General features: G+C 61.7%; 19 protein-coding genes. 2 read left to right on the top strand and 17 right to left on the bottom strand.

The features are described 5' to 3' along the window. Positions 1-32 precede the first annotated feature (32 nt). Complete coding sequence (locus LMH93_RS04675; RefSeq protein WP_047603301.1) at positions 33-2,462, top strand: TonB-dependent siderophore receptor; 2,430 nt, start codon at positions 33-35, stop codon at positions 2,460-2,462. Between the two features lie 238 nt (positions 2,463-2,700). Here LMH93_RS04675 and LMH93_RS04680 read toward each other — a convergent pair whose 3' ends face one another. Genes LMH93_RS04680 through LMH93_RS04695 form a run of 4 tightly spaced genes read right to left on the bottom strand, consistent with a single transcriptional unit; the run spans position 2,701 to position 6,143 of the window. Beyond that, positions 2,701-3,858 carry an osmoprotectant ABC transporter ATP-binding protein OsmV gene (locus LMH93_RS04680; protein ID WP_003248489.1) on the bottom strand — a complete coding sequence of 386 codons (1,158 nt, stop codon included), beginning with the start codon at positions 3,856-3,858 and terminating at the stop codon, positions 2,701-2,703. Then, complete coding sequence (locus LMH93_RS04685; protein WP_003248487.1) at positions 3,855-4,508, bottom strand: ABC transporter permease; 654 nt, start codon at positions 4,506-4,508, stop codon at positions 3,855-3,857. The genes LMH93_RS04680 and LMH93_RS04685 overlap by 4 nt, the downstream gene beginning before the upstream one ends. After that, entirely contained in the window at positions 4,505-5,416 is a 912-nt protein-coding gene (locus tag LMH93_RS04690; RefSeq protein ID WP_004575997.1) for a glycine betaine ABC transporter substrate-binding protein, read from the bottom strand. The genes LMH93_RS04685 and LMH93_RS04690 overlap by 4 nt, the downstream gene beginning before the upstream one ends. 13 nt (positions 5,417-5,429) lie before the next feature. Next, complete coding sequence (locus LMH93_RS04695) at positions 5,430-6,143, bottom strand: ABC transporter permease (protein ID WP_004575998.1); 714 nt, start codon at positions 6,141-6,143, stop codon at positions 5,430-5,432. Positions 6,144-6,700: 557 nt separating this feature from the next. Between LMH93_RS04695 and LMH93_RS04700 the strand changes: the two genes are divergently transcribed. Further along, on the top strand, positions 6,701-8,284 hold the full coding sequence (locus tag LMH93_RS04700) for a peptide chain release factor 3 (RefSeq protein WP_003248481.1): 1,584 nt from the start codon (positions 6,701-6,703) through the stop codon (positions 8,282-8,284). A 131-nt stretch (positions 8,285-8,415) separates the two neighbouring features. On the opposite strand, the gene LMH93_RS04705 is transcribed toward LMH93_RS04700, so the two are convergent. From LMH93_RS04705 to LMH93_RS04765, 13 genes are all read right to left on the bottom strand, one after another. Further along, the gene (locus LMH93_RS04705) at positions 8,416-9,495 is read right to left on the bottom strand and encodes a polyamine ABC transporter substrate-binding protein (protein ID WP_003248478.1); all 1,080 of its coding nucleotides are present in this window, start codon (positions 9,493-9,495) and stop codon (positions 8,416-8,418) included. A 52-nt stretch (positions 9,496-9,547) separates the two neighbouring features. Further along, positions 9,548-9,889, bottom strand: coding sequence for a cupin domain-containing protein (locus tag LMH93_RS04710; protein WP_003248474.1), 342 nt, complete (start codon positions 9,887-9,889; stop codon positions 9,548-9,550). A 33-nt stretch (positions 9,890-9,922) separates the two neighbouring features. Continuing rightward, positions 9,923-11,329, bottom strand: a complete 1,407-nt coding sequence (locus tag LMH93_RS04715; RefSeq protein WP_047603303.1) for an NAD(P)/FAD-dependent oxidoreductase — start codon at positions 11,327-11,329, stop codon at positions 9,923-9,925. Between the two features lie 64 nt (positions 11,330-11,393). Beyond that, positions 11,394-12,218: an AraC family transcriptional regulator gene (locus tag LMH93_RS04720; RefSeq protein WP_230064872.1), complete on the bottom strand. Its 825-nt coding sequence runs from the start codon at positions 12,216-12,218 to the stop codon at positions 11,394-11,396. Positions 12,219-12,635: 417 nt separating this feature from the next. After that, positions 12,636-12,830: a hypothetical protein gene (locus tag LMH93_RS04725; RefSeq protein ID WP_003248463.1), complete on the bottom strand. Its 195-nt coding sequence runs from the start codon at positions 12,828-12,830 to the stop codon at positions 12,636-12,638. A 34-nt stretch (positions 12,831-12,864) separates the two neighbouring features. Then, positions 12,865-13,428, bottom strand: a complete 564-nt coding sequence (locus LMH93_RS04730) for a hypothetical protein (RefSeq protein ID WP_003248461.1) — start codon at positions 13,426-13,428, stop codon at positions 12,865-12,867. Next, entirely contained in the window at positions 13,428-17,618 is a 4,191-nt protein-coding gene (locus tag LMH93_RS04735) for an RHS repeat-associated core domain-containing protein (protein ID WP_230064873.1), read from the bottom strand. The genes LMH93_RS04730 and LMH93_RS04735 overlap by 1 nt, the downstream gene beginning before the upstream one ends. A gap of 466 nt (positions 17,619-18,084) precedes the next feature. Then, entirely contained in the window at positions 18,085-19,053 is a 969-nt protein-coding gene (locus tag LMH93_RS04740; protein ID WP_003255261.1) for a peptide ABC transporter ATP-binding protein, read from the bottom strand. After that, positions 19,053-20,021, bottom strand: coding sequence for an ABC transporter ATP-binding protein (locus tag LMH93_RS04745; RefSeq protein WP_003255260.1), 969 nt, complete (start codon positions 20,019-20,021; stop codon positions 19,053-19,055). Before LMH93_RS04745 ends, LMH93_RS04740 begins: the two co-directional genes overlap by 1 nt. A 10-nt stretch (positions 20,022-20,031) precedes the next feature. After that, positions 20,032-20,958 carry an ABC transporter permease subunit gene (locus LMH93_RS04750; RefSeq protein WP_003255259.1) on the bottom strand — a complete coding sequence of 309 codons (927 nt, stop codon included), beginning with the start codon at positions 20,956-20,958 and terminating at the stop codon, positions 20,032-20,034. Between the two features lie 10 nt (positions 20,959-20,968). Continuing rightward, positions 20,969-21,979, bottom strand: coding sequence for an ABC transporter permease subunit (locus LMH93_RS04755; RefSeq protein ID WP_003255257.1), 1,011 nt, complete (start codon positions 21,977-21,979; stop codon positions 20,969-20,971). A 91-nt stretch (positions 21,980-22,070) separates the two neighbouring features. Beyond that, entirely contained in the window at positions 22,071-23,681 is a 1,611-nt protein-coding gene (locus LMH93_RS04760) for an ABC transporter substrate-binding protein (protein ID WP_033726404.1), read from the bottom strand. 78 nt (positions 23,682-23,759) lie between these two features. Next, positions 23,760-25,139, bottom strand: coding sequence for an OprD family porin (locus LMH93_RS04765; protein ID WP_102885848.1), 1,380 nt, complete (start codon positions 25,137-25,139; stop codon positions 23,760-23,762). Positions 25,140-25,227: the final 88 nt, after the last annotated feature.

Raw genomic sequence — 25,227 nt, forward strand, 5'->3', positions numbered from 1 at the left:
GTTTATTCCGCATTCCAGGATGTTTCGACGACGTGAACAACAACAAACCTCTCCCACGCTTTCGCGCCCTGGCGCTGGCCCTGGCGGTCAGTACTGTGGCCGTTGGCAGCCAGGCCGCAGAGGCCGCTAATGCCCTCCACATCCAGGCCCAGCCGTTGGGTTCGGCGCTGAACCAGCTCGGCCAGCAAACCAGCCTGCAGCTGTTTTTCAGCCCCGAGCTGGTCGCCGGCAAACAGGCCCCGGCGGTATCGGGCAACCTGGCGCCGGTGCAGGCGCTGCAACAGCTGTTGCAAGGCAGCGGGCTCACCTACGAGATGTCCGGGGACACCGTTGTGGTGAAGCCTCTGCCGACTACCCTTGACCTGGGCAGCGGCAGCCTGGAGCTGGCACCCACCGACATCAAGGTGGTCGGTGACTGGCTGGGTGATGCCCAGCAGAGCGTGGTACAGAACCACCCTGGGGCACGCACCGTGGTACGCCGCGAGGCAATGGTGGAGAAGGGCGCAATGAACGTGCGCGACGTGCTGCGCGGCATCCCCGGCGTGCAAGTGCAGGACTCCAACGGGACCGGTGGCAGCGACCTGTCGCTGAACGTGGGCGTACGCGGCCTTACTTCGCGCCTGTCGCCGCGCTCCACGGTACTGATCGATGGCATCCCGGCCGCCTTCGCGCCGTATGGCCAGCCACAGCTGTCGATGGCACCGATTTCTTCTGGCAACCTCGACAGCATCGACGTCGTGCGCGGTGCCGGCTCGGTGCGCTATGGCCCGCAGAACGTGGGCGGCGTGATCAACTTTGTAACCCGGGCGATTCCGGAAAAGGCCTCGGCAGAGCTGTCCACCACCCTGGAGACCTCTCAGCACGGTGGCTGGAAACACACCGAGTCAGCCTTCGTCGGTGGCACGGCCGACAATGGCATGGGCGTGGCGCTGCTGTACACCGGGGTGAATGGCAACGGTTACCGTGAAAGCAACAACGGCAACGACATCGATGACGTTATCCTCAAGACGCATTGGGCGCCAACCGATGTCGATGAGTTCTGGCTGAACTTCCATTATTACGATGGCCGTGCCGACATGCCGGGTGGCCTGACCCAGGCCCAATACGACAGCAACCCGTACCAGTCGCTGCGCGATTACGACTACTTCGCGGGCCGGCGCAAGGATGTGTCGTTCAAATGGCAGCGGCAGCTCGACGATGCCACCCAGTTCGAAGTGCTGACCTACTACACCGACAGCTTCCGCGGCAGCACCATCGCCTCGCGGGACATGAAGACGTTGTCGTCGTACCCGCGCAACTACCACACCTTCGCCATCGAACCCCGTGTGTCGCGCATCTTCTTTGCCGGCCCAACCACCCAGGAAGTCAGTGTCGGTTACCGTTACCTGAAGGAAGCGATGCGCGAACAATCGACTCGCCTGGCGCTGATCGACAACGTGCCGACGGTGACCCCGACTTCCGACGGCCACGTGTTCCAGGACCGCAGTGGCGGCACCGAGGCCAGCGCCTACTACATCGACGACAAGATCGACGTGGGCAACTGGACCATCACCCCTGGCGTGCGCTTCGAGCACATCAATACCGACTGGCGCGACCGCCCGGTGCTGGACGCCAACAACCGCCCGGTAGCCGAGAAGAAGCGCAGCATCACCAGCAACGAGCCTTTGCCGGCACTGAGCGTGATGTACCACGTTTCCGATGCCTGGAAGGTGTTCGCCAACTACGAGACTTCGTTCGGTAGCCTGCAGTACTTCCAGCTGGGCCAGGGCGGTTCTGGCAACAGTACGGCCAATGGCCTGGAGCCGGAAAAAGCCAAGACCTACGAAATCGGTACCCGTTATGACAATGGCGGCTTTGCCGGTGAGCTGACGGCGTTCTACATCGACTTCGATGATGAGCTGCAGTACATCAGCAACGACGTGGGCTGGACCAACCTCGGTGCGACCAAGCACCAGGGCATCGAGGCTTCGGTGCGTTATGACCTGGCCGGGCTGGACCCGCGCCTGGACGGGCTGTCGGTGAGCGGTGGCTACACCTATACCCGCGCGACCTATGAAGGGGATATCCCAGGGTTCAAGGGCCGAGACCTGCCGTTCTATTCACGCCAGGTGGCCACTGCCGGGGTGCGTTACGCAGTTAACCGCTGGACCTGGAACCTGGACGCCTATGCCCAATCGAAGCAGCGTGCGCCGGGAACCGGGATCAATGCCGATGGCAGTTTCAATGGCGACTACATCACCGAGCCGAGTGCTGACGGGCAGTATGGCGATATTCCGGGTTATGTGACCTGGCATGCCCGCGGTGGGTATGAATTCGGGCCTGAACTGTCCAACCTGAAGCTGGCGGCGGGGGTGAAGAACCTGTTCGACAAGCAGTACTTCACCCGCTCCAGTGACAACAATGCCGGCCTTTACGTGGGTGAGCCGCGGACCTTCTACGTGCAGGCCAGTGTTGGGTTTTGATCGAGACTGCCGGGGCCGCTTTGCGGCCCTTCGCTCGCTCTTGTAGGAGCGGGTTTACCCGCGAAAGGGCCGGGCCTGCTGGCCAATTTTCACCAGTCGTTCACCGTTGCCGCCACCACCGTATTCGCGGGTAAACCCGCTCCTACACATGATCGGTGGTGGACATACATCGGGGATTGAACACAGGCCGTTGTAGGAGCGGGTTTACCCGCGAAGGGGCGCAAAGCGCCCCCGACGATTACGAAACCACCGCCTCGGCCGGCGAAACGATACTGCTCTTCGCCCCCCGCGATCTCCCCGAGCTCAGGTACGCGGCAATCGACTCCTGCGTCACCTCGCCCAAGAACACCTGCTCGGCATCCAGCACTGGCAACCACGCGCGGTTGAACTCGTACATGCGCGACAGCAGGATGCGCAAGTGCTCATCGTACGAGGCCGTGGCATTGAACGGCCGCAGGAAATCGCCACACGTCCCTTGCTGGCGGTGCATGTCGCGCCGGCGCACATAGCCCAAGGCCTTGTTTTGCGCATCGGTCACCACCACGTAGCGGCGGTCGTGCTCATCCAGCAGCTCCAGCGCGTCGCCCACCGGTGTTTCCGGGCTCACCGACGGCGCGTTGTCCGCTGCATCCTCGGCACGCACCAGCAACAGGCGTTTGAGGGTGCTGTCCTGGCCCACAAAGTTGCTGACGAAATCATCCGCCGGGTGCGCCAGCAGGGTATCCGGGTGATCCAGCTGCAACAGCTTGCCGGCACGGAAGATGGCAATCTTGTCGCCCAGCTTGATCGCTTCGTCGATGTCGTGGCTGACCATGATTACCGTCTTGTTCAGCGCCCGCTGCATTTCGAAGAACTCGTTCTGGATCATTTCGCGGTTGATCGGGTCGACCGCGCCGAACGGTTCATCCATCAACAGCACGGGTGCATCTGCTGCCAGGGCGCGAATCACGCCGATACGCTGTTGCTGGCCGCCAGATAGCTCGCGCGGGTAGCGTTGCAGGTACTGCTTGGGTTCGAGCTTGATCATGTGCATCAGCTCGCGAGCCCGCTCGTGGCATTTCTGCTTGTCCCAGCCAAGCAGGCGCGGGACCACGGTAATGTTCTCCTCGATGGTCATGTTGGGGAACAGACCGATCTGCTGGATCACATAGCCGATGTGCCGGCGCAGGGTAACTTCGTCCAGCCCGGTGGTGTCTTCGCCATTGATGAACACCTGGCCCGAGGTGGGCGTGATCAGGCGGTTGATCATTTTCAGCGTGGTGCTCTTGCCGCAGCCCGACGGGCCGAGGAACACGCAGATTTCCCCTTCATTGACGGTGAGGCTTACCGAGTCGACGGCTTTGACGTCCTTGCCGTTGACGTTGAAGGTTTTGCTGAGGTTCTTCAGTTCGATCATGAGCGCAGTCCTTCTGGAGTCAGGGCACGTTGCAGGGTTTGCAGCAGCAGGTCGGCGATGATCGCCAGCAGGCTGACCAGTACGGCGCCGACCAGCAGCATCGACATGTCGCTGCGGCTGATGGAAGTCAGGATCAGCACGCCGAGGCCGCCGGCGCCGATGGTGGCGGCAATGGTCATCACACCGATGTTCATCACCACGGCGGTGCGCACGCCGGCGAGGATCACCGGTACGGCGATGGGCAGCTCGACCATGCGCAGGCGCTGGCCGAAGGTCATGCCGATGCCACGCGCGGCTTCACGGATACCGGGCTCGACATTGGTCAGGGCCAGGTAGGTGTTGCGCATGATTGGCAGCAGCGAATAAAGAAACACGGCAGTGATCGCCGGCAAGGGGCCCAGCCCCTGGCCGAACTTGGAGTAGAACGGCAGCAGCAGGCCGAACAACGCAATCGAGGGGATGGTCAGCAGCACTGTGGCGCTGGCCTGCAGCGGGCCGGCCACCGCCGGGAAGCGGGTCATCAGGATGCCCAGCGGCACGCCAACGAGGATCGCCAGGCCGACGGCGATGCCGACCAGCATGATGTGCTGCCAGGTCAGTTGCAGCACCTGGGCCCAGTCGAGGTGGGCGAACGTGTCGAGCAGGCTCATGGCTGTACCTCCTTGAGGGGATGCTCTCGCAGGAATGCGGCGGCCACGGCGGTCGGGTTCTGGTGGTCTACGTCAACCTTGGCATTGAGCTGGCGCATGGTCTCGTCATCGAGCTGCTCGGCCAGTGGCTTGAGCAGGGCGACCAGTTGCGGGTTGGCGTCGAGCACGGCCTTGCGCACCACCGGGGCGGCGGTGTAGTCGGGGAAGTAGTGCTTGTCGTCTTCGAGCAGCTTGAGGTTGAACGCGCTCAGGCGACCGTCGGTGGTGTAGACCAGGCCTGCGAACACCTGGTTGTTGTGCATGGCCGTGTAGACCAGGCCCGCGTCCATCTGGCGGATGTTGGCGCGGCCGACCTGCAGGTCGTACATTTCCTTGAGCCCGACCAGGCCGTCGGGGCGGTTGGCGAACTCGGTGTCCAGAGCCACCAGGTGATTACGCTTGCGCTCGTCGCGCAGCACCTGATTGAGGTCGCTGATCGAGTTGATCTGCGGGTAGGCCTCGGCGACCTGCTTCGGCAAGCCGAGGGCATAGGTGTTGCTGAATTTCGACGGGGTCAGCCAGATCAGGTCTTTTTTGGCATCCAGCTCCTTGACCTTGGCGTAGGTGGCCTCGGCGCTGGGCATACGCTCATCGATGTGGTTGTAGGACACCAGCGACACCCCGGTGTATTCCCACATCAGGTCGAGCTGGCCGGTTTCCTGGGCCTGGCGAGCGATGCTGCTGCCAAGGCCGGTGGTGACGCGTACGTCAAAGCCGTTGGCGCGCAGGTACTGCGCGGTGATTTCGGCGAGCACGGTCTGTTCGGTGAACACCCGCGCGCCGATGCGCACCAGGGGTTTTTCCGCTGCCTGGGCAACTCCTGCGAACAGCAGGGCCGCGCCCAGCAGCAAGGCGATTCTCTTCTTCATACGTTTCCTATCCTTATTGGGCCAGGCCACGTTCCAGCCAGCGCCTGCTGGAGAAACTCACCGCCGCGTCCAGCACCAGTGCCAGCAGCGCGGTGCAGGCGGCACCCAGCAGCAGCTGCGGCTGGTTGTTCAGGGCGATGCCGGGAAAGATCAGGCTGCCCAGGCTGTTGGCGCCGATCAGGAATGCCAGCGGTGCGGTGCCCACGTTCAGCGCCAGGGCCACGCGTACGCCGCCGACGATGATCGGCACGGCGTTGGGCAGCTCCACCTGCCAGAGTTGCTGGCGCGGGGTCATGCCGATGCCGGTAGCGGCTTCCTTGAGCGATGCGGGGACGTTTTTCAGGCCTTCGTAGGTGTTGCGCACGATGGGCAGGAGGGACGCGAGGAACAGTGCGAAGATCGCAGGCCCGGCGCCGATGCCCAGGATACTCAGGGCGATGGCCAGAACGGCCAGAGGGGGGATGGTGTTGCCAACGTTGAAGAACTGCATGAAACGCTCGGCTTTGTCGACCCGGTGCGGTCGACTTAACGCAATGCCGGCGGGGATGCCCACGGCCAGCGCCGCCACCATCGAAGCCAGCACCAATACCAGGTGCGCTTGCAGGTAGAACCCAAGATCGTCGCGATAACGCGCGATCGTGTCGATGCCGATCCAGTGGACCAGCAGGGCCAGGATGACGAGCACGGCGGCCCATCCCAACAGCCCCTTTCCGTAGCGTTTAGCCACAGGCGGACTCCTTGTGTTGTCGGCGAGCACACTTCTTGGAAGCCGGCCAATCCTGGCGGCGGGTGGTGTGTTCGCGAGTAGCAGCGAGATGCAAGCCGAAGGCTGCGATCAGGCCATGAGCCGAACCCCGTCGGGCCCGAAAATGCTGATGAAACCAGTCCCCAACCGAAGCGGGTTGCAGGGGAGTGGACGTCTCCGTGGGCGTAAAGGTTCCCATCTGAGGCGGCATTTGGCCAGCGTTAATCGCTGGGTTGCGGGATTTTTGGCGAGAAAAAACAGCGGCTTAATACGCTGCAGGCGTTGAAATAACTGCGCTTTTGGCATTTGTCGTGATAAATCGATTGCCTGTTGGATTTCTTTTGTCTGTGCCGGCCTCTTCGCGGGTAAACCCGCTCCTACAGTGACTGCACCGCATCCGAACCCTGTGTCGTACCTGTAGGCGCGGGTTTACCCGCGAAGAGGCCGGCACAGGCGCCATTCATTCGGCAGATTTTGGTCCAGGCCCAACTTCAGGTATGATACTGCCCCTTTCAAATCCCCCAGTCAGGCGATTTCCCATGACCAACCAGGCCGCCGAAGTCGCGAAGCGCCGCACTTTCGCAATCATTTCCCACCCCGACGCCGGTAAAACCACCATCACCGAGAAGCTGCTGCTGATGGGCAAGGCCATTGCCGTCGCCGGTACCGTGAAGTCGCGCAAGTCCGACCGCCATGCCACCTCCGACTGGATGGAAATGGAGAAGCAGCGCGGCATCTCCATCACCACCTCGGTGATGCAGTTCCCGTACCGCGAGCACATGATCAACCTGCTCGACACCCCCGGCCACGAAGACTTCTCGGAAGACACCTACCGCACCCTGACCGCGGTGGACTCGGCGCTGATGGTGCTCGACGGCGGTAAAGGTGTAGAGCCGCGTACCATCGCCCTGATGGACGTGTGCCGCCTGCGCGACACGCCCATCGTCAGCTTCATCAACAAACTCGACCGAGACATCCGCGACCCGATCGAACTGCTCGACGAGATCGAAGCCGTTTTGAAGATCAAGGCCGCGCCAATCACCTGGCCGATCGGTTGCTACCGCGACTTCAAGGGCGTGTACCACCTGACCGGTGACTACATCGTGGTGTACACCCCGGGCCACGGCCACGAGCGCACCGAAGCCAAGATCATCCAGAAGCTGGACTCGGACGAAGCCCGCGCGCACCTGGGCGACCAGTACGATTCGTTCGTCGAGCAACTGGAGCTGGTGCAGGGCGCTTGCCACGAGTTCAACCAGGAAGAGTTCATCAACGGTCAGCTGACCCCGGTGTTCTTCGGTACTGCACTGGGCAACTTCGGTGTCGACCACGTGCTCGACGCCGTGGTCGACTGGGCGCCGCGCCCGCTTGGCCGTGTGGCCCACGAGCGCACCGTGGAGCCTGTGGAAGAGAAGTTCACCGGCTTCGTGTTCAAGATCCAGGCGAACATGGACCCGAAACACCGCGACCGTATCGCCTTCATGCGCATCTGCTCGGGCAAGTACGAGAAGGGCATGAAAATGCGCCACGTGCGCTTGAACAAAGACCTGCGTATCGGCGATGCGTTGACGTTCTTCTCCTCCGAGCGTGAGCAACTGGAAGAAGCCTTTGCCGGTGACATCATCGGCCTGCACAACCACGGCACCATCCAGATTGGCGACACCTTCACCGAAGGCGAGGCGCTGGGCTTCACCGGTATCCCGCACTTCGCGCCGGAGCTGTTCCGTCGCGTCCGCCTGAAAGACCCGCTGAAATCCAAGCAACTGCGTCAAGGCCTGCAGCAGCTGGCCGAAGAAGGTGCTACTCAGGTGTTCTTCCCTGAGCGCAGCAACGACATCATCTTGGGTGCGGTCGGTGTGCTGCAGTTCGACGTGGTCGCCAGCCGCTTGAAGGAAGAGTACAAGGTGGAGTGTGCCTACGAGCCTATCACCGTCTGGTCGGCGCGCTGGATCAGCTGCGATGACAAGAAGAAGCTCGAGGAATTCCAGACCAAGGCCATGGAAAACCTGGCCATCGACGGCGGCGGTCACCTGACCTACCTGGCGCCGACCCGGGTCAACCTGGCGCTGATGGAAGAGCGCTGGCCGGACATCAAGTTCCGCGCTACCCGCGAGCACCATTAAGGCCTGAAATCGGGGCTGCTTTGCAGCCCTTCGCGGGCACGCCCGCTCCCACAGGGAATCACCAGACCTGGAGGTCATGTGATACCTGTGGGAGCGGGCGTGCCCGCGAAGGGCCGCTAGGCGGCCCCATTTCAATTTCCGGCTTTGATACTGGTCCAGATTCGCGTACGAATACGGTCGATCTTCGCCGGCATCGCCTCCAGCGCATACAGCTTGCCCATCACCTCGTCGCTCGGGTAAATCATCGTATTACCCTTCATCGCCGGGTCCACCAGCCCGTCCGCCTTGAGGTTGCCGTTGGCGTACTGGACGTGGTTGCTGATGTTGGCCATCACCTCCGGCTGCAGCAGGTAGTTCATGTAGGCATATCCGGCCTTTTCATCCGGCGCATCGACGGGCATGGCGACCATGTCGAACCACATCGGCGCGCCCTCCTTGGGTATCGAATAGCCCACCTTCACGCCATTGTTCGCCTCATCGGCGCGGTTCTTCGCCTGCAGCACATCCCCCGAGAACCCCACTACCACGCAGATATCGCCGTTGGCCAGGTCGCCCGTGTACTTGGACGAGTGGAAATAGCTGATGTAAGGCCGCACTTTCATCAGCAGGTCCTTGGCCTTCTCGTAGTCCTTGGGGTCTTGGCTGTGATGGGGCAAGCCCAGGTAGTGCAGGGCGATCGGCAGCAGTTCGGGGCCATTGTCCAGCACCGCGACGCCGCAGCTTTTCAGCTTGCTCATGTACTCGGGCTTGAAGATCAGGTCCCAGGAGTCCACGGGCGCGTTGTCGCCGAGCACCGCCTTGACCTTGTCGATGTTGTAGCCAATACCGGTACTGCCCCACAGGTACGGGAAGCCGTACTGGTTGCCCGGGTCGTTCACCTCCAGCGCCTTGAGCAGCACCGGGTTGAGGTTGTGCCAGTTAGGCAGCTGGGATTTGTCCAGGCGCTTCAAGGCCTTGCCCTGGATCTGCCGGGCCATGAAATGGTTGGAGGGGAACACCACGTCGTAGCCGGAATTACCGGTCATCAACTTGCCATCGAGGGTTTCATTGCTGTCGTACACGTCATAGGTCGGCACGATGCCGCTGGCTTGCTGGAAGTTCTTCAACGTATCGGGGGCCACGTAGCTGGACCAGTTGTAGATCTTCACCGTTTCAGCGGCGCTGGCCACGCTGGCGGCCAGCATCAGGGGGGCGAGGAGGAAGGTGCGCATGTCGGGTTTACCTTGCTTTGTCTGTTGTTATCGAAGGCAGGCGATCAGCGGATCAGAAAATAAGCACGTAGGTCTTGCGCACGGTCTCCAGGATGTCCCAGGTGCCGGTGCTGTTGGCCGGTAGCATCAATGCGTCTCCGGCTTCTATGACCAGGGGCTCGCCACCGTCGGGGGTGAACGTGCAGCGGCCCTTGATGAAATGACAGAACTCCTGTTGCACGATCTGCCGCCGCCAGCGCCCTGGGGTGCATTCCCAGATGCCGGTTTCAACGCCATCGCTGCGCTCCACGCAGGTGACTGACGTGACTGCCACGGGTTCGCCGAGCGGTACCGCGACCGGGTTGGAGCTGTCGAGCACGGCAAATTCGGTGTTCTTGAACTGGGTGATGCTCATGACCGGTGGATCCTGTACGAGTGAAAAGGGAAGTCAGTGCATGAAGCCTTCCATGAAGTCCGCAACCGAGATGGCCAGGCGCCGCCTCCACGGCGCACTGGCGGGGTTGGCGAGGGTCCGGTCCTCATGGACGAAGCTCTGGATGATCGCGTTGTAGCCCAGCCAGCGGCAGGGCTCGGGAGGCCAGCTGGCCAGGCTCGATAGCGGGCGGTTGTCGAGCACCCAGGGTTGCGCCGTCAGTTCGTTGCGCTGGTTGAGGATCAGCGCCGCCAGGGTGCGCCCACCCAGGTTGGTAGCCCCGACGCCTTCGCCGCCGTAGCCGCCGGCAAGGGCGATGCCGCGCTGGCGGTCGCAAAGCATGTGTGGGCGGAAGCGTCTCGCCATGCCGAGGTTGCCGCCCCAGGTATGAGTGATGCGTACCTGTTTGAGCTGCGGGAACAGTTCGCCGAACAGGTAGCGGCGCAGTTCGACTTCGTGTTCGTCGAGGTTGAAGTTCTCGCGCAGACGCCCACCGAAGCGGTAGCCACCGCGAGCACCGAAGACCAGGCGGTTGTCGGCGGTGCGCTGGCCGTAGGTGACCTGGCGGCTGCTTTCACTGAAGGCTTGGCCCTTGCTCAGGCCAATTTGCTCCCAGGTGGCCTCTGGCAGCGGCTCGGTGGCCACCAGCAGGCTCTGTACTGGCAATTGGTGTTTGCCCAGTGGCGGCAGGCTGGCGGCGTAACCCTCCACGGCAGGCACCATCCACTGGCAGCGAATCTGTGCCAGCGGGGTACGCACCTCGCTCGGCTGCCAGTCGATGGCCGGGGTGTTTTCGTAGATCGATACGCCCAGCGCCTCCACTGCCCGGGCAAGGCCGCGCACCAGCTTGGCTGGCTGGATGGTCGCCGTGTGCGGGCTGTAGATGGCTCCAAACGCATTGCTGACCCGTAACTGGTTACCCAGCTGCTCGGGGCTCAGCCAGCGGTAGTCGTCCTCGGTCATGCCTTGGCGATACAAGTCGTCGAGGTAGGCGCGCAGGCTGCGTTCCTGCTCCGGGTAGCGCGCCGCGCAATAAAGGACGCCGCCTTTGCGGTAGTCGCAGTCGATGCCTTCGCTTTGCAGCACGCGATGCACTTCATCCGGGATGCCGTGCAGCAGGTCGATGCTGGCGCGGCGCTGTTGCGGCGAGAGGGTGCCGAGCAGGCGGTCTTCGCCGAGCAGGTTGCCCATCAGCCAGCCCCCATTACGACCGGAGGCGCCGAAGCCGGCGATTTGGGCTTCGATCACCGCAATGTTCAGCTGGGGGGCCTGGCGCTTGAGGTAGTACGCGGTCCAAAGGCCGGTATAGCCGGCACCGATGATGCACACGTCAACGTCGAGGTCATTGCGCAGTGCCGGGCGCGCGCACAGCGGCTCGTCGAGCTGGTCCATCCACAGGCTGAGCGTGCGCAGGGGTTGCATCGGGTTCGACTCCACATCCGTCAAGGTCTGTGGGCGATCGTAGTGGTGTCAGCGGGCAGCTGTCTTACGTGCGTGCACGCAGGGAAATTTGCTTCAGATAGGCCTTGGGCGTGAGCCCGGTGTGCTCACGGAAGCACTTGTAGAACGCCGACAGCGAGTTGAAGCCGGCACTGAAGGCCAGCTCGTCGATCGTCGCCTCGACGCTGTCGTCGCCGAGGCTGGCCATCAGGTGCTGCAGGCGTGCCTGGTTGACGTAGCGATAGAAGCTTTGCCCCAGCACCTGGTTGAGCAGGTAGGAAATCTGGTTGCGGCTGTAGCCGCTGGCGTCGGCGACCTGTTGCAGGTCGAGCTCCGGGTCGAGGTAGGGGCGTTGACGCTGGAAGTAATGCTCCAGGTCTTGGGCCATGGTCGACAACTGCCGGGGCGACAGGCCCAGGCGGCTGGTGGCGGGGCGCGGACCGCTGTTGGCGTGGCCTGTGCCGTTCTGGCGGACCAGCGTGGCGTATTCGTTGACCCGCCAGATCAGCCCGTCCCTGACGGTGATCGCCTCGCTGGACTGGAACGCAACCAGGCCGTCGCCGCCCTGGACCGTGACCTGATACTGGATGAATGCGGTGCAGCCATCGACGCGGATGCGGTCGCTGTGGACGATGTCCTCGCCAGCTTCACGGGGCAGGCAAGCGCGTACGTAGTCGCGCAGTTCCTGGTGGCCGAGCACGCGGTTCTGGAAGAAGTCGTGGTACTGGATATCGGGGTGGTAGAGCGCCATGACACCGTCGAGGTCGCGATGCTTCCAGCAGAGGTGGTAGCGCAGCACGATTTCGGCGGTAAGCGGGGTTTGCTCGGGGCCGTCGGGGAGGGTGGTGGCGATCATGGGTGGATAGTGCATTGCAGAACACCCAGGTGCAAGGGCGTGGATCCTGCATATTGCACGGTTTGCTCAGGCGGCTTGGAGGGTAAGCCTTTGATTCTTATGAATGTAGTTTTTTGATACAACTGGCATGGCGGCTGCACCTTTCTTGTCACCATCGAACAAGGAGAAAGGCCATGCGCTCGATACTGCTTTGGATGATTGGGGTGCCGATTCCGGTGATCATTCTGATCTGGTTCTTTATGCATTGAGATTTTGGGGGCCGCTTTGCGGCCCTTTTGCTACAACTCTTCGCTACAAAAGGCATGTGCAAGGTAGGCAGGCGCGAACATAGTCGAATCCCCAGATTTTGTAGGTTTGGAGAAAACCGCACCCACAGGTAACGTCGCAGAATGCCCTGGGCAAAGCCCTCAGTTATCTGGCCAGCAACTGGTACTAGGTGAGGGTTTCCACCGCTTTGTTGTTCGCCACCCGCTTGATGTCGGTCAGGCGACCCAGCGGGTTGTCGTAATTCAGGCGCACGTGGGTGCAGCCGGTGGCGCTGAAGTCGGTCAGTTTGCCGTCGGACGTTGTAGGCTTACCGCTGTTAAACTCAAGCGAACAACCAAGGTGACCCCGGGCACTTAGCATTAGTCATCCGAAAATGCCATTAGAAAATACAAGCTCACATATCATCCCGACCTTCAACAAAACAAATACCAATCACAGCCTTATCCTGAAGCGACTCAGCTGCCCGATTCGACACTACGATGCGCGACATGCTTTCCAATGCGCGAAAAATTGAATGAGTTGGTTCGATATCCTGCAGAACGATCCTACTGAATCTTTTAGGCCCGTCAGGCAATGATTTTATTAAGGGTTTATAAATGCACCTTTCCATATCAAAAGCGCTTTCTGATGCTAAATAGTTCACTGCGTAATAATCATTATACACATCACCATTGATCACAATACATGCAGGTACAAACTGAATCTCACCTTCAAGCCCCATACCAAGAAAAATATTGAAAAGCCTAGACGTTATAATGTCAGGCCCATCACTAAAAAGATAGTCATACTTCCTAAACGCACTCAAGCCGACCTTTTGCTTGAGTGAAAGCTGAACTGGCAAATCAGAACCCGAAATCAGTTTACACTCTTGAAAGCTCAAGTGATCTATGTTGGTCCCATGATCATAGGAAAGCCAATATTTTTCAGGATAATTATCCACAGGCTCAATCAGTTTCATTAACATGCCACCCCTCTAATTGAGTTTTTATTGAGTTTTATTTTGCCCTTGCGCAAGCCTTGACGATTTTCGCTAATAATATCATCAACAGCTGCCTTATATTGGGCTTGTGTCCATTTTTCCTGACGCCCAATTTTCTCTACCTCATTCAAACTTGCTTTGACATCTCGACTATACCCCGGGTGAGATCCTCTGTGGACTGTTCGCGTAGGATGGAGCTCTTCATGCGTCGGGAGATAAATTATATTATTCAGCGCGTGTATATTCATGCCTGACGCTTTTAAAACAGGATGATCCACTAGCTGCTGTGGGATAATATGGTGTTTTTGGAACCCTTCGATGCCCGGCATGGTGTTATACGTTGCCAGCCCCATTGGGTCGAGCCAGAGAATAGGGCTAGGGGCATATAAATAAAGATTAAATCCTCCTTCAAGCCCAATTGGATCTTGCGTAACGAACCTCCCGCACTCCGGATCATAGTGCCTGAAAGTATTGTAGTGCAGACCTGATTCATCATCAAAGTACTGGCCTTGGAAGCGTATATTTTGCTCAATCTCATCGACTGCAAGATGTTCCAGTGCCCCCCATGACCGATAAGTCGCCTGCCAAACGATCTTGCCGTCGCTGTCCGTCAACTCCAACGGTGTACCAATCTGGTCAGTATGGAAGTAATAGACCTTCTGCCCTTCCCCTTCAACCTGATCAACCCGCGCCAACGGCGCATAGCTACCCGGCTCGTACAGGTACAGGATGCTCTGCCCTGGCGTTTCCTCCCGCAGCATCCTCAGCCCCTGCCAGAGGAAGCGCTTCTGCTCGACCTCGCCATTGATTTCAGCCTGCTTGGCTATTCGCCTCCCCAAGCTGTCGTAACGATACTCGCCTTGGCTTTCCAGCTTGCCATTGACCAACGTCTCCGCCCGCACCAGCCGGTTCTCGCAGTCATAGCTGAAGTGCTGCAGCTTGCTGTGCCCCGAGCGCTTCTCGATCTGGTTGCCCCACGGGTCGTAGCGGTACTCCTGATCCCGCCACTGTTTGATCCGGTTGTCCTTGACCTTGTCGAACTGCCGCGCATTGAAGTCCAGGCGGTTGGCTGCCGGGTCGTAGCGGAACTCCTCGCTGCCGATCAACGAGCCGGTATCGCGACTGCGCAACTGGCCATTGGCTTCGTATTCGTATTTGATCTCGCCGCGTAGCTTGTCGAGGGTACGCACCAGTTCACCGGCCGGGTCGTACTGATAACGGCGGTGGATCGGGTTGTAGGCATGCTCGACCAGCAACGAGGTATTGATGCCGGTGTTGTGCACTTGCGAGAGCTTGTCGGCGGGCAAGGTCGAGGCAAACTGCCAGGCCTTGCGCCCCATGGCGTCATAACCGAAGCAACTGGTGAGCTTGCCCTGGGTCCGGTACACCTCGCGGTGCAGGTCATCGCGCTCCATGTCGCTGATCACCTGGCCGTTCAGGTTCAGCTGGTGCAGGTGGCCGCTGCCGTAGTACAGGTGATTGACCTTGCGCCCATCCGGGAGGGTCAGCGTGGTCAGGTTGCTGAGCGGGTCGTACTCGTAGCCAAGCGTGCCGTCAGGGCAGATTTCTTTGGTCAGACGGCCGAGCAGATCGTAGGTGTACTCCAGCTTTTCTTCCGTGATCCCAAGCTGCTTGCCGATCCCGCTCGGTTGCCGCTCGATGCTCAGCAGCCGGTCGCCGTCGTCGTAGACGAAGTCTTGCCGCGCATCGCTATTGAGCTTGGCAATCAAACGGCCAATGGCATCACGCTCGAACAGCGTATGGCGCTCGGGCCGCTCGGCATTTTCGCCATAGCCAATCTCATCCAGTCGTGTGAGATGGCCACCGACGTCGTAGCTGAAACGCCGGGTCAGGTTATCCACCCGCACTTCTTCGCTCAGCCGGTCCGACACGTCGTAGGCAAAGCTGTACGTGGCGTTGTTCTCGTTGACCAGCGCGGTCAGGCGCATGGCCTTGTCGTACTCGTAGCGAACCCGCTGGCCCTTGGCATCCTGGCGGCTGCTCGGCAGGCCGCGGGCCGTGCGTATCAGGCGGGTGGTCTGGCCCTTGCCGTCGGTGTGGCTGAGTACCTGGCCGTAGACGTTGTAGGTGAAGCTTTCCGTGGTGCCGTCCGGGTGGCTGATGCGCAGCACTTCACCGTCGGGCTTGCGCGCCAGCGTGGTGGTCTGGTTTAGCGCATCGGTCACCGCCACCAGGTGCTGGCGTTCGTCATAGCGGTAGTACGTACTCTTGCCCGAGCAGTCCTGGTAGCGCTCGACCTGGGCCAGGGTGTTCCACCACAGGTACTTGGACTTGTAGGTCGCATCGATGATGGTGTGCGGCAGGCCGTCATCGCTGTTCAGGTACTCGGTCATCTGGCCGAGGGCATCGAATTCGGCGAGCAGGTTGCCCTTGTCGTCGTAACGCGCTCGCCAGGTGCTGCCATCCGGGTAGCTGACCTGGGTCACCAGCGTGGTCAGGTGGTGATATTCGTAGGTGGTCTTGCGGCCCAGCGGGTCGGTCTCTTCGAGCAAGCGGGAGAATTCGTCGTACTTGAATTGCAGGCGGTTACCGTCCGGCAAGGTCAGGCCAACCATATTGCCGTGTTCGTCAAGCTCGATGGCGTAACGCTCGCCGCCATAGTCGCGGCTGGCGACCACGCGGTGGTCGGCGTTGTACTGCACTTCCAGCTCGCGGCCGAGCACGTCGGTGGCCCAGCTGGTGCGGCTATCGAGGTCGTAGCGGAAGTGGTAGTGCTCGCCGTCGCTGGTCCAGTGCTCGACCACACGTGCCTTGTCGCCCAGGGTTTGCCAACGGTAGTGGCAGCCCAGCCCCAGCGCGTTGCTGTGGGTCACCATCAGGCCGTCGGCGTAGCTGAAGCTGCGCACGGTGTCGCCGTTGCGGTTGATCACCGCGCTCAGCTGGCCGTGTTCGTCGTAGCGGTACTGGGTAAGCGTTTCCACCGCTTCGTTGTTCACCACGCGCTTGATGTCGGTCAGGCGGCCCAGCGGGTTGTCGTAGTGCAGGTGCACGCGGGTGCCGCCGGTGGCGCTGATGTCGGTCAGTGTGCCGTCGGGCGTGCGGGTGAAGTGCAGGAAGTGGCCGAGGACGTTCTCGATACGCTGCAGCGGCACTTCGGTGTTGGTGTCTGGCACTTCGCCGAAGTAGAAGAACAGGTTATCGAGGGTCTGCAGGATGTAGTGGCCACCCTCGGTACACACCAGGTACACCTGCTCGTGCGGGTTGTAGATGCGCTGCCCCGGTTGCAGGGTCACGAACGGGACTTCGCGGCCCTGGTTGTCGGTGAGGTAGATGAATGCCCCCTGGCGGCGCAGGCTCTGCTCCCAGGGCAGCACCCAGCCGCGGCCGAGTACGCTGTCGACCGTCAGGTCGCTGGCGTAGAAGCGCGACCACTCGATCGGCATCAGGCCCGGCAGGCTGAAGTCGATTTCATCGGGGATCAGCTTGCGGCCCGTCGTGAGGTCGACGGGGTTGCCGACCAGGCCGCCGATAGCCTTGCGGGCCACGGGTTCGACCACGTAACGGCTGGCCACCTCACCGGCGACGAAGCCGGCCGTGAACTTCAGCGCGCAAGGCATGACGGCTTTCATGCCGGCCTGGGTACCCGCCTTGATCAGCTGGGCGATACCGCCTGCGGCACCGGCGATGGCCATCAGCACATCCACGGTGGTGCGCAGCCACTCCGGGACTTCATCGTCCACGGGCAGGTAACGGTAGGTGCCGCCGCCGATGATGACGTTGTCCGAACCACCGGAAATGGTGGCGCCGCAGGTCAGCTTGTCGCCCTTGCGCGCGGCGGCGACGCTGTTGATGAAGACGTTGGTCGAGCCTTCGGCAATCTGCACCGGCCCTGGGTGCTTGTCGCAGGCACCGATGCTTTTTTCGACGCGGGCGGCCTTGCGGCTGTTGATGAACACGTTGGGTGAGGCAGTGGTTATCGTCCCTGAGGGGGACGAGAACATACTGCCTATCGCCTCTCCGGCGGCGGTCAGCAAGCTGCCCCCGATGCCGGCTGCGAGGCCGGCCAGCAAGGCCACGCCGAACCCGCAGGTGAACGTGGCGATGGCCACCGTGGCCACCAGCGCAATCCCCAGGGCGGCCCCGATCAGGAAGCCCCCCAGCGCGCTGGTGTGCGATATCTCGTCGCCGAACCTGGCCGCTTCGAACATGAGGGGTTACTCCTGTTCGCCAGATACGGGACAACGTGCGACCCGGTCGAGTCGATCCATGATCATGGGCATCTCCCTGAAATGCACGGTGAGCGTTTCAATCCAATTGCCGTGTAATCTTCCGTGAAAGGTGTCAAGTAAATAGACCCGTGCGCCGCTCTGTCAACGATGCGAAAGCCAAGTATGGTAAGGGTTATGCGCGGTTTAGCGTGGTGTCATAGAGCCACGTCCCGGGAGTTTTCTGGGTTGTAGAGAGGGGAGGGGCTTTGCGCACGAAGTCTGTATTTTTTTGAGTTTCAGAGGCGCCTGTCAGAAAAGTCGTAGTTGTTGGAGGAGTTGCACTCAGCTCAGTAATGCATCATTCCTTATCAGCGTTTCGATGAAGGGGACCGAAGCCTGGAGCAGTTCACACTACCCCGGCAGCCTCATCGGCTTTCTCGTCCCCTTCGCGTATCACCTCACAAGATTAGAGAAATTGCTCGGCATAGTGACAAGCCACCTGCCGCGTACTCACCTGCCTCAGCGCCGGCACCTCCTTGGCACACCGCTCGGTCGCATACGGGCAGCGTTTGTGAAACGCGCACCCATCCGGCGGGTTCAGCGGGTTGGGCAGCTCCCCGACGATGCGAATCTTCGGCTTCAACGGGTCTGGATGAATCGCCGGTGTCGCCGACAGCAGCGCCTGGGTATAGGGATGCAGCGGCTTGTTGTAGATGTCCTCCTTCGGCCCCATTTCTGCCGGCCGCCCCAGGTACATCACCAGTACCTGATCCGCCACATGCCGCACCACCGCCAGGTTGTGCGAGATGAACACGTAGGCAGTGTTGAACTCCTTCTGCAGATCCATGAACAGGTTCAGCACCTGCGCCTGAATCGACACGTCCAGCGCGGAGGTCGGTTCGTCGGCCACCAGCACCTTGGGTTGCAGCATCATCGCCCGGGCCAGGGCGATACGCTGGCGCTGGCCGCCAGAGAACATGTGAGGGTAGCGCTGGTAGTGCTCGGGGCGCAGGCCGACCTGCTCCATCATCTTCTGCACTTTGTCGCGGCGCTCGGCCTTGCTCAGCGAGGTGTTGATCAGCAGCGGTTCGGCCAGTTGGTCACCGATCTTCTGCCGTGGGTTGAGCGAGGCGTAGGGGCTCTGGAACACCATCTGCACATCGCGGCGCAGTTGTTTGCGCTCTGCCTTGCTGGCGCCCTTCACCTCAGTGCCGGCAATTTGCAGCGAGCCGGACGACGGCTCTTCGATCAGGGTCAGGGCGCGGGCCAGGGTCGACTTGCCGCAGCCCGACTCGCCGACCACGGCCAGGGTCTTGCCGGCCTCCAGTTCGAACGACACGCCATTGAGCGCGCGCACCAGCGCATGGCCCTTGAACAGCCCGCGGGAGACTTCGTAGTGCCGGGTCAGCTCCCGGGCAGATAGAACGACGGCCATCACGCCACCTCCTGGTTCAGCGGGTAGAAGCAACGCACCAGGCTGTGGGCCTGTGGGTCGAGGGGCGGGCGCTGGCGCCGGCAATTGTCCTGTACATAGGGGCAGCGTGGTGACAGCAGGCAGCCGACCGGGCGGTCGTAGCGGCCGGGGACGATGCCAGGCAGTGTGGCCAGGCGCTCGGCGCCAATGCTGTGCTCGGGGATCGCGGCGAGCAGGGCTTCGCTGTAAGGGTGGGCGGGCACATCGAACAGTTCTGGCACCTGGCCCACTTCCACGGCTTGGCCGGCGTACATCACGCACACCCGCCTGGCGGTTTCGGCGACCACGGCGAGGTCGTGGGTGATCAGGATGAGCGCCATGTTGCGCTCCTTCTGCAGGTTGACCAGCAGTTCCATGATCTGTGCCTGGATGGTCACGTCGAGGGCCGTGGTCGGTTCGTCGGCGATCAGCAGCTTGGGCTCGCCGGCAATGGCCATGGCGATCGCCACACGTTGGCTCATGCCGCCTGACAGCTGGTGCGGGTAAGCGTCCAGGCGGCTTTCTGCGGCCGGAATCTCGACCTTCTTCAAGAGCTCCAGAGCACGCTGGCGTGCAGCCTTACCTTTCAGGCCCAAGTGCTGGCGCAGCACTTCCTCTATCTGGAAGCCCACGGTGTAGCTGGGGTTGAGCGCGGTCATCGGGTCCTGGAAGACCATGGCGATGTCCTTGCCCACCACCTTGCGCCGCTGACGGCCGCTGAGCTTGAGCATGTCGGTGCCGTCGAAGGTGAGGGCGTCGGCGGTGATGCGCCCGGGCGCATCGATCAGGCCCATCAGGGCCATCATGGTGACCGACTTGCCCGAGCCAGACTCGCCGACGATGGCCAGGATTTCGCCGGCATCCACCGCCAGGTCCAGGCCATCGACCACCGGTACCGCGTTGGCGTCGCCGAAGCGCACATTCAGGTTGTTGATCTGCAACAGTGACATGGCGTTCTCCTCAGGCGGCGTTCTTGAGTTTCGGGTCCAGCGCATCGCGCAGGCCGTCGCCCATCAGGTTGATTGCCAGCACACTGAGCAGGATGGTCAGGCCGGGCAGGCTTACCACCCACCAGGCGCGCTCGATGTAATCCCGGGCCGAAGCCAGCATGGTGCCCCACTCGGGGGTAGGCGGCTGCACGCCGAGGCCGAGGAAACCCAGCGCAGCGGCGTCGAGGATCGCCGAGGAAAAACTCAGGGTCGCCTGCACGATCAGCGGTGCCATGCAGTTGGGCAGCACGGTGACGAACATCAGTCGGGGCAAGCCGGCGCCGGCCAGGCGGGCAGCGGTGACGTAGTCGCGGTTCAGTTCGCCCATCACCGCGGCGCGGGTCAGGCGCACGTAGGACGGCAGGGAAACGATGGCGATGGCGATCACGGTGTTGATCAGGCCAGGGCCGAGGATGGCGACGATGGCCACGGCCAGCAGCAGTGACGGCAGCGCCAGCATCACGTCCATCAGGCGCATGATCGACGGGCCGAGCAACTGCGGGAAAAAGCCGGCCAGCAGGCCAAGGAGAATGCCCGGGATCAGTGACATCACCACTGACGACAGGCCGATCAGCAGCGACAGCCGTGCACCTTGAATCAGCCGCGAAAGCAGATCACGGCCCAGTTCGTCGGTGCCCAGGATGAACTGCCAGGTGCCGCCTTCCAGCCACACCGGCGGGGTCAGCAGGAAGTCGCGGTACTGCTCGCTCGGGTCATGCGGGGCGACCCAAGGCGCGAACAGCGCGCAGAACACCACCAGGCACATGAAGGCCAGGCCCATCACCGCGCCCTTGTTGCGCGCGAAGGCTTGCCAGAATTCTTTGTACGGGGAGGGGTAGAGCAGGCTCTGGTCCACCGGGCTGGCCGGTGACACGGATTTTGTAATCGGGCTAGTCATGGCAAGGGCCTCAGCGCTGATGACGGATGCGTGGGTTGGCCAGGCCGTAGAGGATGTCCACGACGAAGTTGACCAGAATCACCAGGCAGGCGATCAACAGGATGCCGTTCTGGACCACGGGGTAGTCACGGGCACCGATGGCTTCGATCAGCCATTTGCCGATGCCCGGCCAGGAAAAGATGGTTTCGGTCAGCACCGCCCCGGCCAGCAGCGTGCCGACCTGCAGGCCGAACACCGTCAGCACCGGGATCAAGGCATTGCGCAGGCCATGGACGAACACCACACGGGCCGGCGACAGGCCTTTGGCGCGGGCGGTGCGGATGTAGTCTTCGCGCAGTACTTCGAGCATCGACGAGCGGGTCATGCGGGCGATCACCGCCAGCGGGATGGTGCCGAGCACGATGGCCGGCAGGATCAGGTGCATCACAGCGTCCTTGAACGCGCCTTCTTCATCGCTGAGCAGGGTGTCGATAAGCATGAAGCCGGTTTTCGGCTCGATGTCGTAGAGCAGGTCGATGCGCCCGGATACCGGGGTCCAGCCAAGGCTCACGGAGAAGAACATGATCAGGATCAGGCCCCACCAGAAAATCGGCATCGAGTAGCCGGCCAGTGATATGCCCATGACCCCGTGGTCGAACAGCGAACCGCGCTTGAGTGCGGCGATTACACCGGCCAGCAGGCCGACGACGCCGGCGAACAGCAGGGCGGCGAAGGCCAGTTCCAGGGTGGCCGGGAACAGGGTGAGGAACTCGCGCCACACGCTTTCGCGGGTGCGCAGCGATTCGCCAAGGTCACCCTGGGCAAGTTTGCCGACGTAGTCCAGGTACTGGACCGGCAGTGGCTTGTTCAGGCCCAGGCGTTCCATGGCCTGGGCATGCATTTCGGGGTCGACCCTGCGCTCGCCCATCATCACTTCCACCGGGTCGCCGGGGATCAGGCGTATGAGCGCGAAGGTCAGCAAGGTGATGCCGAAAAAGGTCGGTATCAGCAGGCCAAGGCGCCGGGCAATAAAACTCAACATTGTCGGGGTTACCTCATCAGGCCGTGGGGCGATCAGCCCGGTACGGCAGTGCCGCCGGTCCCCGTGTGGGTGGCCGGCGGTCGTTGTTGTTCTACTTCACCTTGGTCGTGGCGAAGTTATTGTTGGTCAGAGGGCTGATCACGTAGCCCTCCACGTTGTCACGCATGGCCGTGAACACCTTGGGGTGGGCCATGCTGATCCAGGGTTGGTCGTCATCGTACACCTTCAATGCCTCGCTATAGAGCCTTGCGCGCTCGTCGTTGTCGATCACCTCGCGGGCACGGGTGATCAGTTCCTGGAATTTCGAGTTGCACCAGCGCGCGTAGTTCTCACCGTTTTTGGCGGCCTCGCAACTGAGCAGCGGGCCAAGGAAATTGTCCGGGTCGCCGTTGTCGCCTGCCCAGCCGGTGGACACCAGGTCGGCTTCGCCCTGCTTGGCGCGGCGCAGCATCTCGGCCCATTCCATCACGCGAATATCCAGCTTCAGGCCGATCTGCTTGAGGTCGGCTTGCAGCATTTCGGCGGACAGGCGCGGGTTAGGGTTGGTCATGCCGCCGCCGTTGCGGGTGAACAGGGTGATTACCGTGCCCTCGGGTACACCGGCCTGCCTGAGCAGGGCGCGGGCTTTATCGAGGTCGCGCGGTGGGTTCTGGTTGTGGGTGTTGTAGCCGATCATGGTGGGTGGGTAAGGGTTTACACCCACCAGTGCGTTGCCTTTGCCAAACAGTTGGTCGACATGGGTCTGGCGGTCGAAGGCCATGTTGATGGCTTTACGCACGCGCACGTCGTTGAGGTATTTGTGCTGGGTATTCATGGCGATGTAGCCGGTGACCAACGCTTCGGTCTCTGCGACCTTGAGCCTGGCGTCGGCCTTTATCGACGGCACATCCTCGGGTTTGGGGTACAACGCCACCTGGCACTCGTTGGCGCGCAGTTTCTGCAGGCGCACGTTGCTATCGGTAGCGATGGCGAATATCAGGGCGTCGGCTGGCGGCTTGCCGCGAAAGTAATCCGGGTTAGGTTTGAAGCGGACCTGCGCATCCTTGTTGTAGCGCTGGAAGATGAACGGGCCGGTGCCGATCGGCTTGCTGTTCAGCGCTGCGGTCTTGCCGGCCTTGAGCAACTGGTCGCCGTATTCGGCGGAGTAGATCGAGGTGAACCCCATCGCCATGTCCCGCAGGAACGGCGCTTCCGGGCGGGTGAGTGTGATCACCACCGTGTGGTCGTCGGTTTTGTCCACCGACTTGAGCAGTTGCTTGAAGGCCATGCTTTCGAAGTACGGGTAGCCGACGCTGGTCTTGTCGTGCCATGGATGGGCGGGGTCGAGCTGGCGGCGCAGGCTCCACAGCACATCGTCGGCGTTGAATTCACGGGTTGGGGTGAAGTACTCGGTGCTGTGGAACTTCACCCCCTGGCGCAGGTGAAACGTGTAGGTCAGGCCGTCGGCTGAAATGTCCCAACGCTCGGCCAGGGCCGGCTGGATATCGGTGGTGCCGGGCTTGAAGTCGACCAGGCGGTTGAACAGGGTTTCGGACGCGGCATCGAAAGTGACCCCAGTGGTGTACTGAACCACGTCGAACCCTTCCGGGCTGGCTTCGGTACACACCACCAGCGGCTTGGCGGCCAGATGCGTGGCGCTGCCCAGTATCAGCGCTGCCAGGGTAAGGCGCAGCACTGGCGTTTTCCTGAAAGCTATCTGCATAGGTTGAAGTCTCCCTGCGTGCATTGATTCCAGCGTAGCTGCCACGGCCCGCAGCGAAACAGGCCGTGGCGCCCGCGCTCAGAGAATGTTGAACGGAATGGTGGTGACCACGCGGAACTCATCCAGGCTGCCATCGCCCTGGGCCTTGCTGGCGCGATGGGTGGTGTAGGTGGCGCGTATGCTGGTGTCTTTCAGCGGCCCGCTCTGCAGCGCGTAGCTGGTGCCGATACCCCACTCATAGTGGGTTTCGCCATCCAGGCCATTCACGTCGTAGGCAGTGCCGCGGTAGTGAGTGCCGTCGATACCCCAGCCGCGGGCGTTGTACAGGTTGAACTTCAGGCCAGGCACGCCATAGGGCGCCATGTTCAGCACATAGGAAATCTGCAGCGATTTCTCGTTGGGGCCGTTGAAGTCCGACAGCAGCGAGTTGGCCAGGAAGATGCCGTTGGTTTCGTGCAGGTAGTCGAAGTACTCATTGCCGTTGACCTGCTGCCAGGAGGCGCTGAGGGTGTGGGCCTGATGGGTCAGGCCCAGTGACAGGCTGTAGGTGTCGTTGTCGATCTTGCCCATTTTCTGGCTGCCGGCGTCGACGGTCTTGTAGTAGTTCAGGCCGGTGCTCAGGCTGAGCACTGCGCTGTCGCCGAGCACATGGTTGGCGCCGAAGTAGTACTGGTTCCAGAAGTCGTCGACCTTGGTGGCGTACAGGCTGGTACTCAGGCTCTTGAACGGCTGGTAGTTGATGCCTGCGGTGCTGGCGCGGTCGGTTTCCACGCCGGTGGCGCTGTACTCGCTGCGGAACTTGCTGAGGCTCTGTTCGGTACGTGGCGAGACGCGGTCGAAGGTGCCCAGGTCGATGCTGAGGTTGTCGAATTCAGCGCTGTGCAGGAACGCGCCCTGGAAGCTCGAGGGCAAGGCGCGGTTGCCGATGTAGGCGATCATCGGCGTGTCCACCGACTGGCGGCCAAGGGTAAGGGTGGTGTTGGACACGCGCGCCTTGATATTGCCCAGGCCCAGTTTGCTCCACTGGCCGACGGGGTCGCCATCGCTGTGGGTGAGGGTGCGGTTGTTGGGGCCGGCAATGGCTTCGCGGCTCTGCTGCAGGGCGATGGCGTTGTAGCCGGCAGCCTCGACGGCGAAGCCCACGGTGCCCTGGGTGAAGCCGGAGCTGTAATTGAGGATGGTGCCCTGGACCCAGTTTTCACGGCTGTGGGTGTCGTGGCGGGTGCCGTCGTTCTTGTAGTACTTCCACAGCGGCGCGCGTGCGGCACGTTCGCGGGCATACCAGTTGCGGGTGCTGCCGGACAGGCTTTGGCCGTCGATGAAGCCGCTGGCTTGCGCTTGCTCGCTGCTGCTTTTGAGGGTGAGCGGGAGGTAGTCCTGGCTCTGCGGATCTGCCTGGGCCACCGTGGAAAAGGCACCGATGGATAACGCCAGTGCGGTCAAGGTGAATACTTTCAAGGTTAAAGCTCCCTTTCTTTTCTAGTTATGGCCGGCCTTGTGGGCCGGGTGATTGCTGCGGTGTTGCCAGGGGTGCCGCGGGATCGCC

It is taken from the genome of Pseudomonas sp. CIP-10 (assembly GCF_020911845.1).
Taxonomy (GTDB): Bacteria; Pseudomonadota; Gammaproteobacteria; order Pseudomonadales; family Pseudomonadaceae; genus Aquipseudomonas; species Aquipseudomonas alloputida.

What these genes read in the sequence shown, in the direction of transcription:
- LMH93_RS04745 (WP_003255260.1), bottom strand. Translation starts at nt 20,021, where the DNA reads ATGTCACTGTTGCAGATCAACAACCTGAATGTGCGCTTCGGCGACGCC.
- LMH93_RS04680 (WP_003248489.1), bottom strand. Translation starts at nt 3,858, where the DNA reads ATGATCGAACTGAAGAACCTCAGCAAAACCTTCAACGTCAACGGCAAG.
- LMH93_RS04685 (WP_003248487.1), bottom strand. Translation starts at nt 4,508, where the DNA reads ATGAGCCTGCTCGACACGTTCGCCCACCTCGACTGGGCCCAGGTGCTG.
- LMH93_RS04700 (WP_003248481.1), top strand. Translation starts at nt 6,701, where the DNA reads ATGACCAACCAGGCCGCCGAAGTCGCGAAGCGCCGCACTTTCGCAATC.
- LMH93_RS04725 (WP_003248463.1), bottom strand. Translation starts at nt 12,830, where the DNA reads ATGCTAAGTGCCCGGGGTCACCTTGGTTGTTCGCTTGAGTTTAACAGC.
- LMH93_RS04760 (WP_033726404.1), bottom strand. Translation starts at nt 23,681, where the DNA reads ATGCAGATAGCTTTCAGGAAAACGCCAGTGCTGCGCCTTACCCTGGCA.
- LMH93_RS04735 (WP_230064873.1), bottom strand. Translation starts at nt 17,618, where the DNA reads ATGTTCGAAGCGGCCAGGTTCGGCGACGAGATATCGCACACCAGCGCG.
- LMH93_RS04750 (WP_003255259.1), bottom strand. Translation starts at nt 20,958, where the DNA reads ATGACTAGCCCGATTACAAAATCCGTGTCACCGGCCAGCCCGGTGGAC.
- LMH93_RS04755 (WP_003255257.1), bottom strand. Translation starts at nt 21,979, where the DNA reads ATGTTGAGTTTTATTGCCCGGCGCCTTGGCCTGCTGATACCGACCTTT.
- LMH93_RS04740 (WP_003255261.1), bottom strand. Translation starts at nt 19,053, where the DNA reads ATGGCCGTCGTTCTATCTGCCCGGGAGCTGACCCGGCACTACGAAGTC.
- LMH93_RS04710 (WP_003248474.1), bottom strand. Translation starts at nt 9,889, where the DNA reads ATGAGCATCACCCAGTTCAAGAACACCGAATTTGCCGTGCTCGACAGC.
- LMH93_RS04690 (WP_004575997.1), bottom strand. Translation starts at nt 5,416, where the DNA reads ATGAAGAAGAGAATCGCCTTGCTGCTGGGCGCGGCCCTGCTGTTCGCA.
- LMH93_RS04705 (WP_003248478.1), bottom strand. Translation starts at nt 9,495, where the DNA reads ATGCGCACCTTCCTCCTCGCCCCCCTGATGCTGGCCGCCAGCGTGGCC.
- LMH93_RS04715 (WP_047603303.1), bottom strand. Translation starts at nt 11,329, where the DNA reads ATGCAACCCCTGCGCACGCTCAGCCTGTGGATGGACCAGCTCGACGAG.
- LMH93_RS04720 (WP_230064872.1), bottom strand. Translation starts at nt 12,218, where the DNA reads ATGCACTATCCACCCATGATCGCCACCACCCTCCCCGACGGCCCCGAG.
- LMH93_RS04730 (WP_003248461.1), bottom strand. Translation starts at nt 13,428, where the DNA reads ATGAAACTGATTGAGCCTGTGGATAATTATCCTGAAAAATATTGGCTT.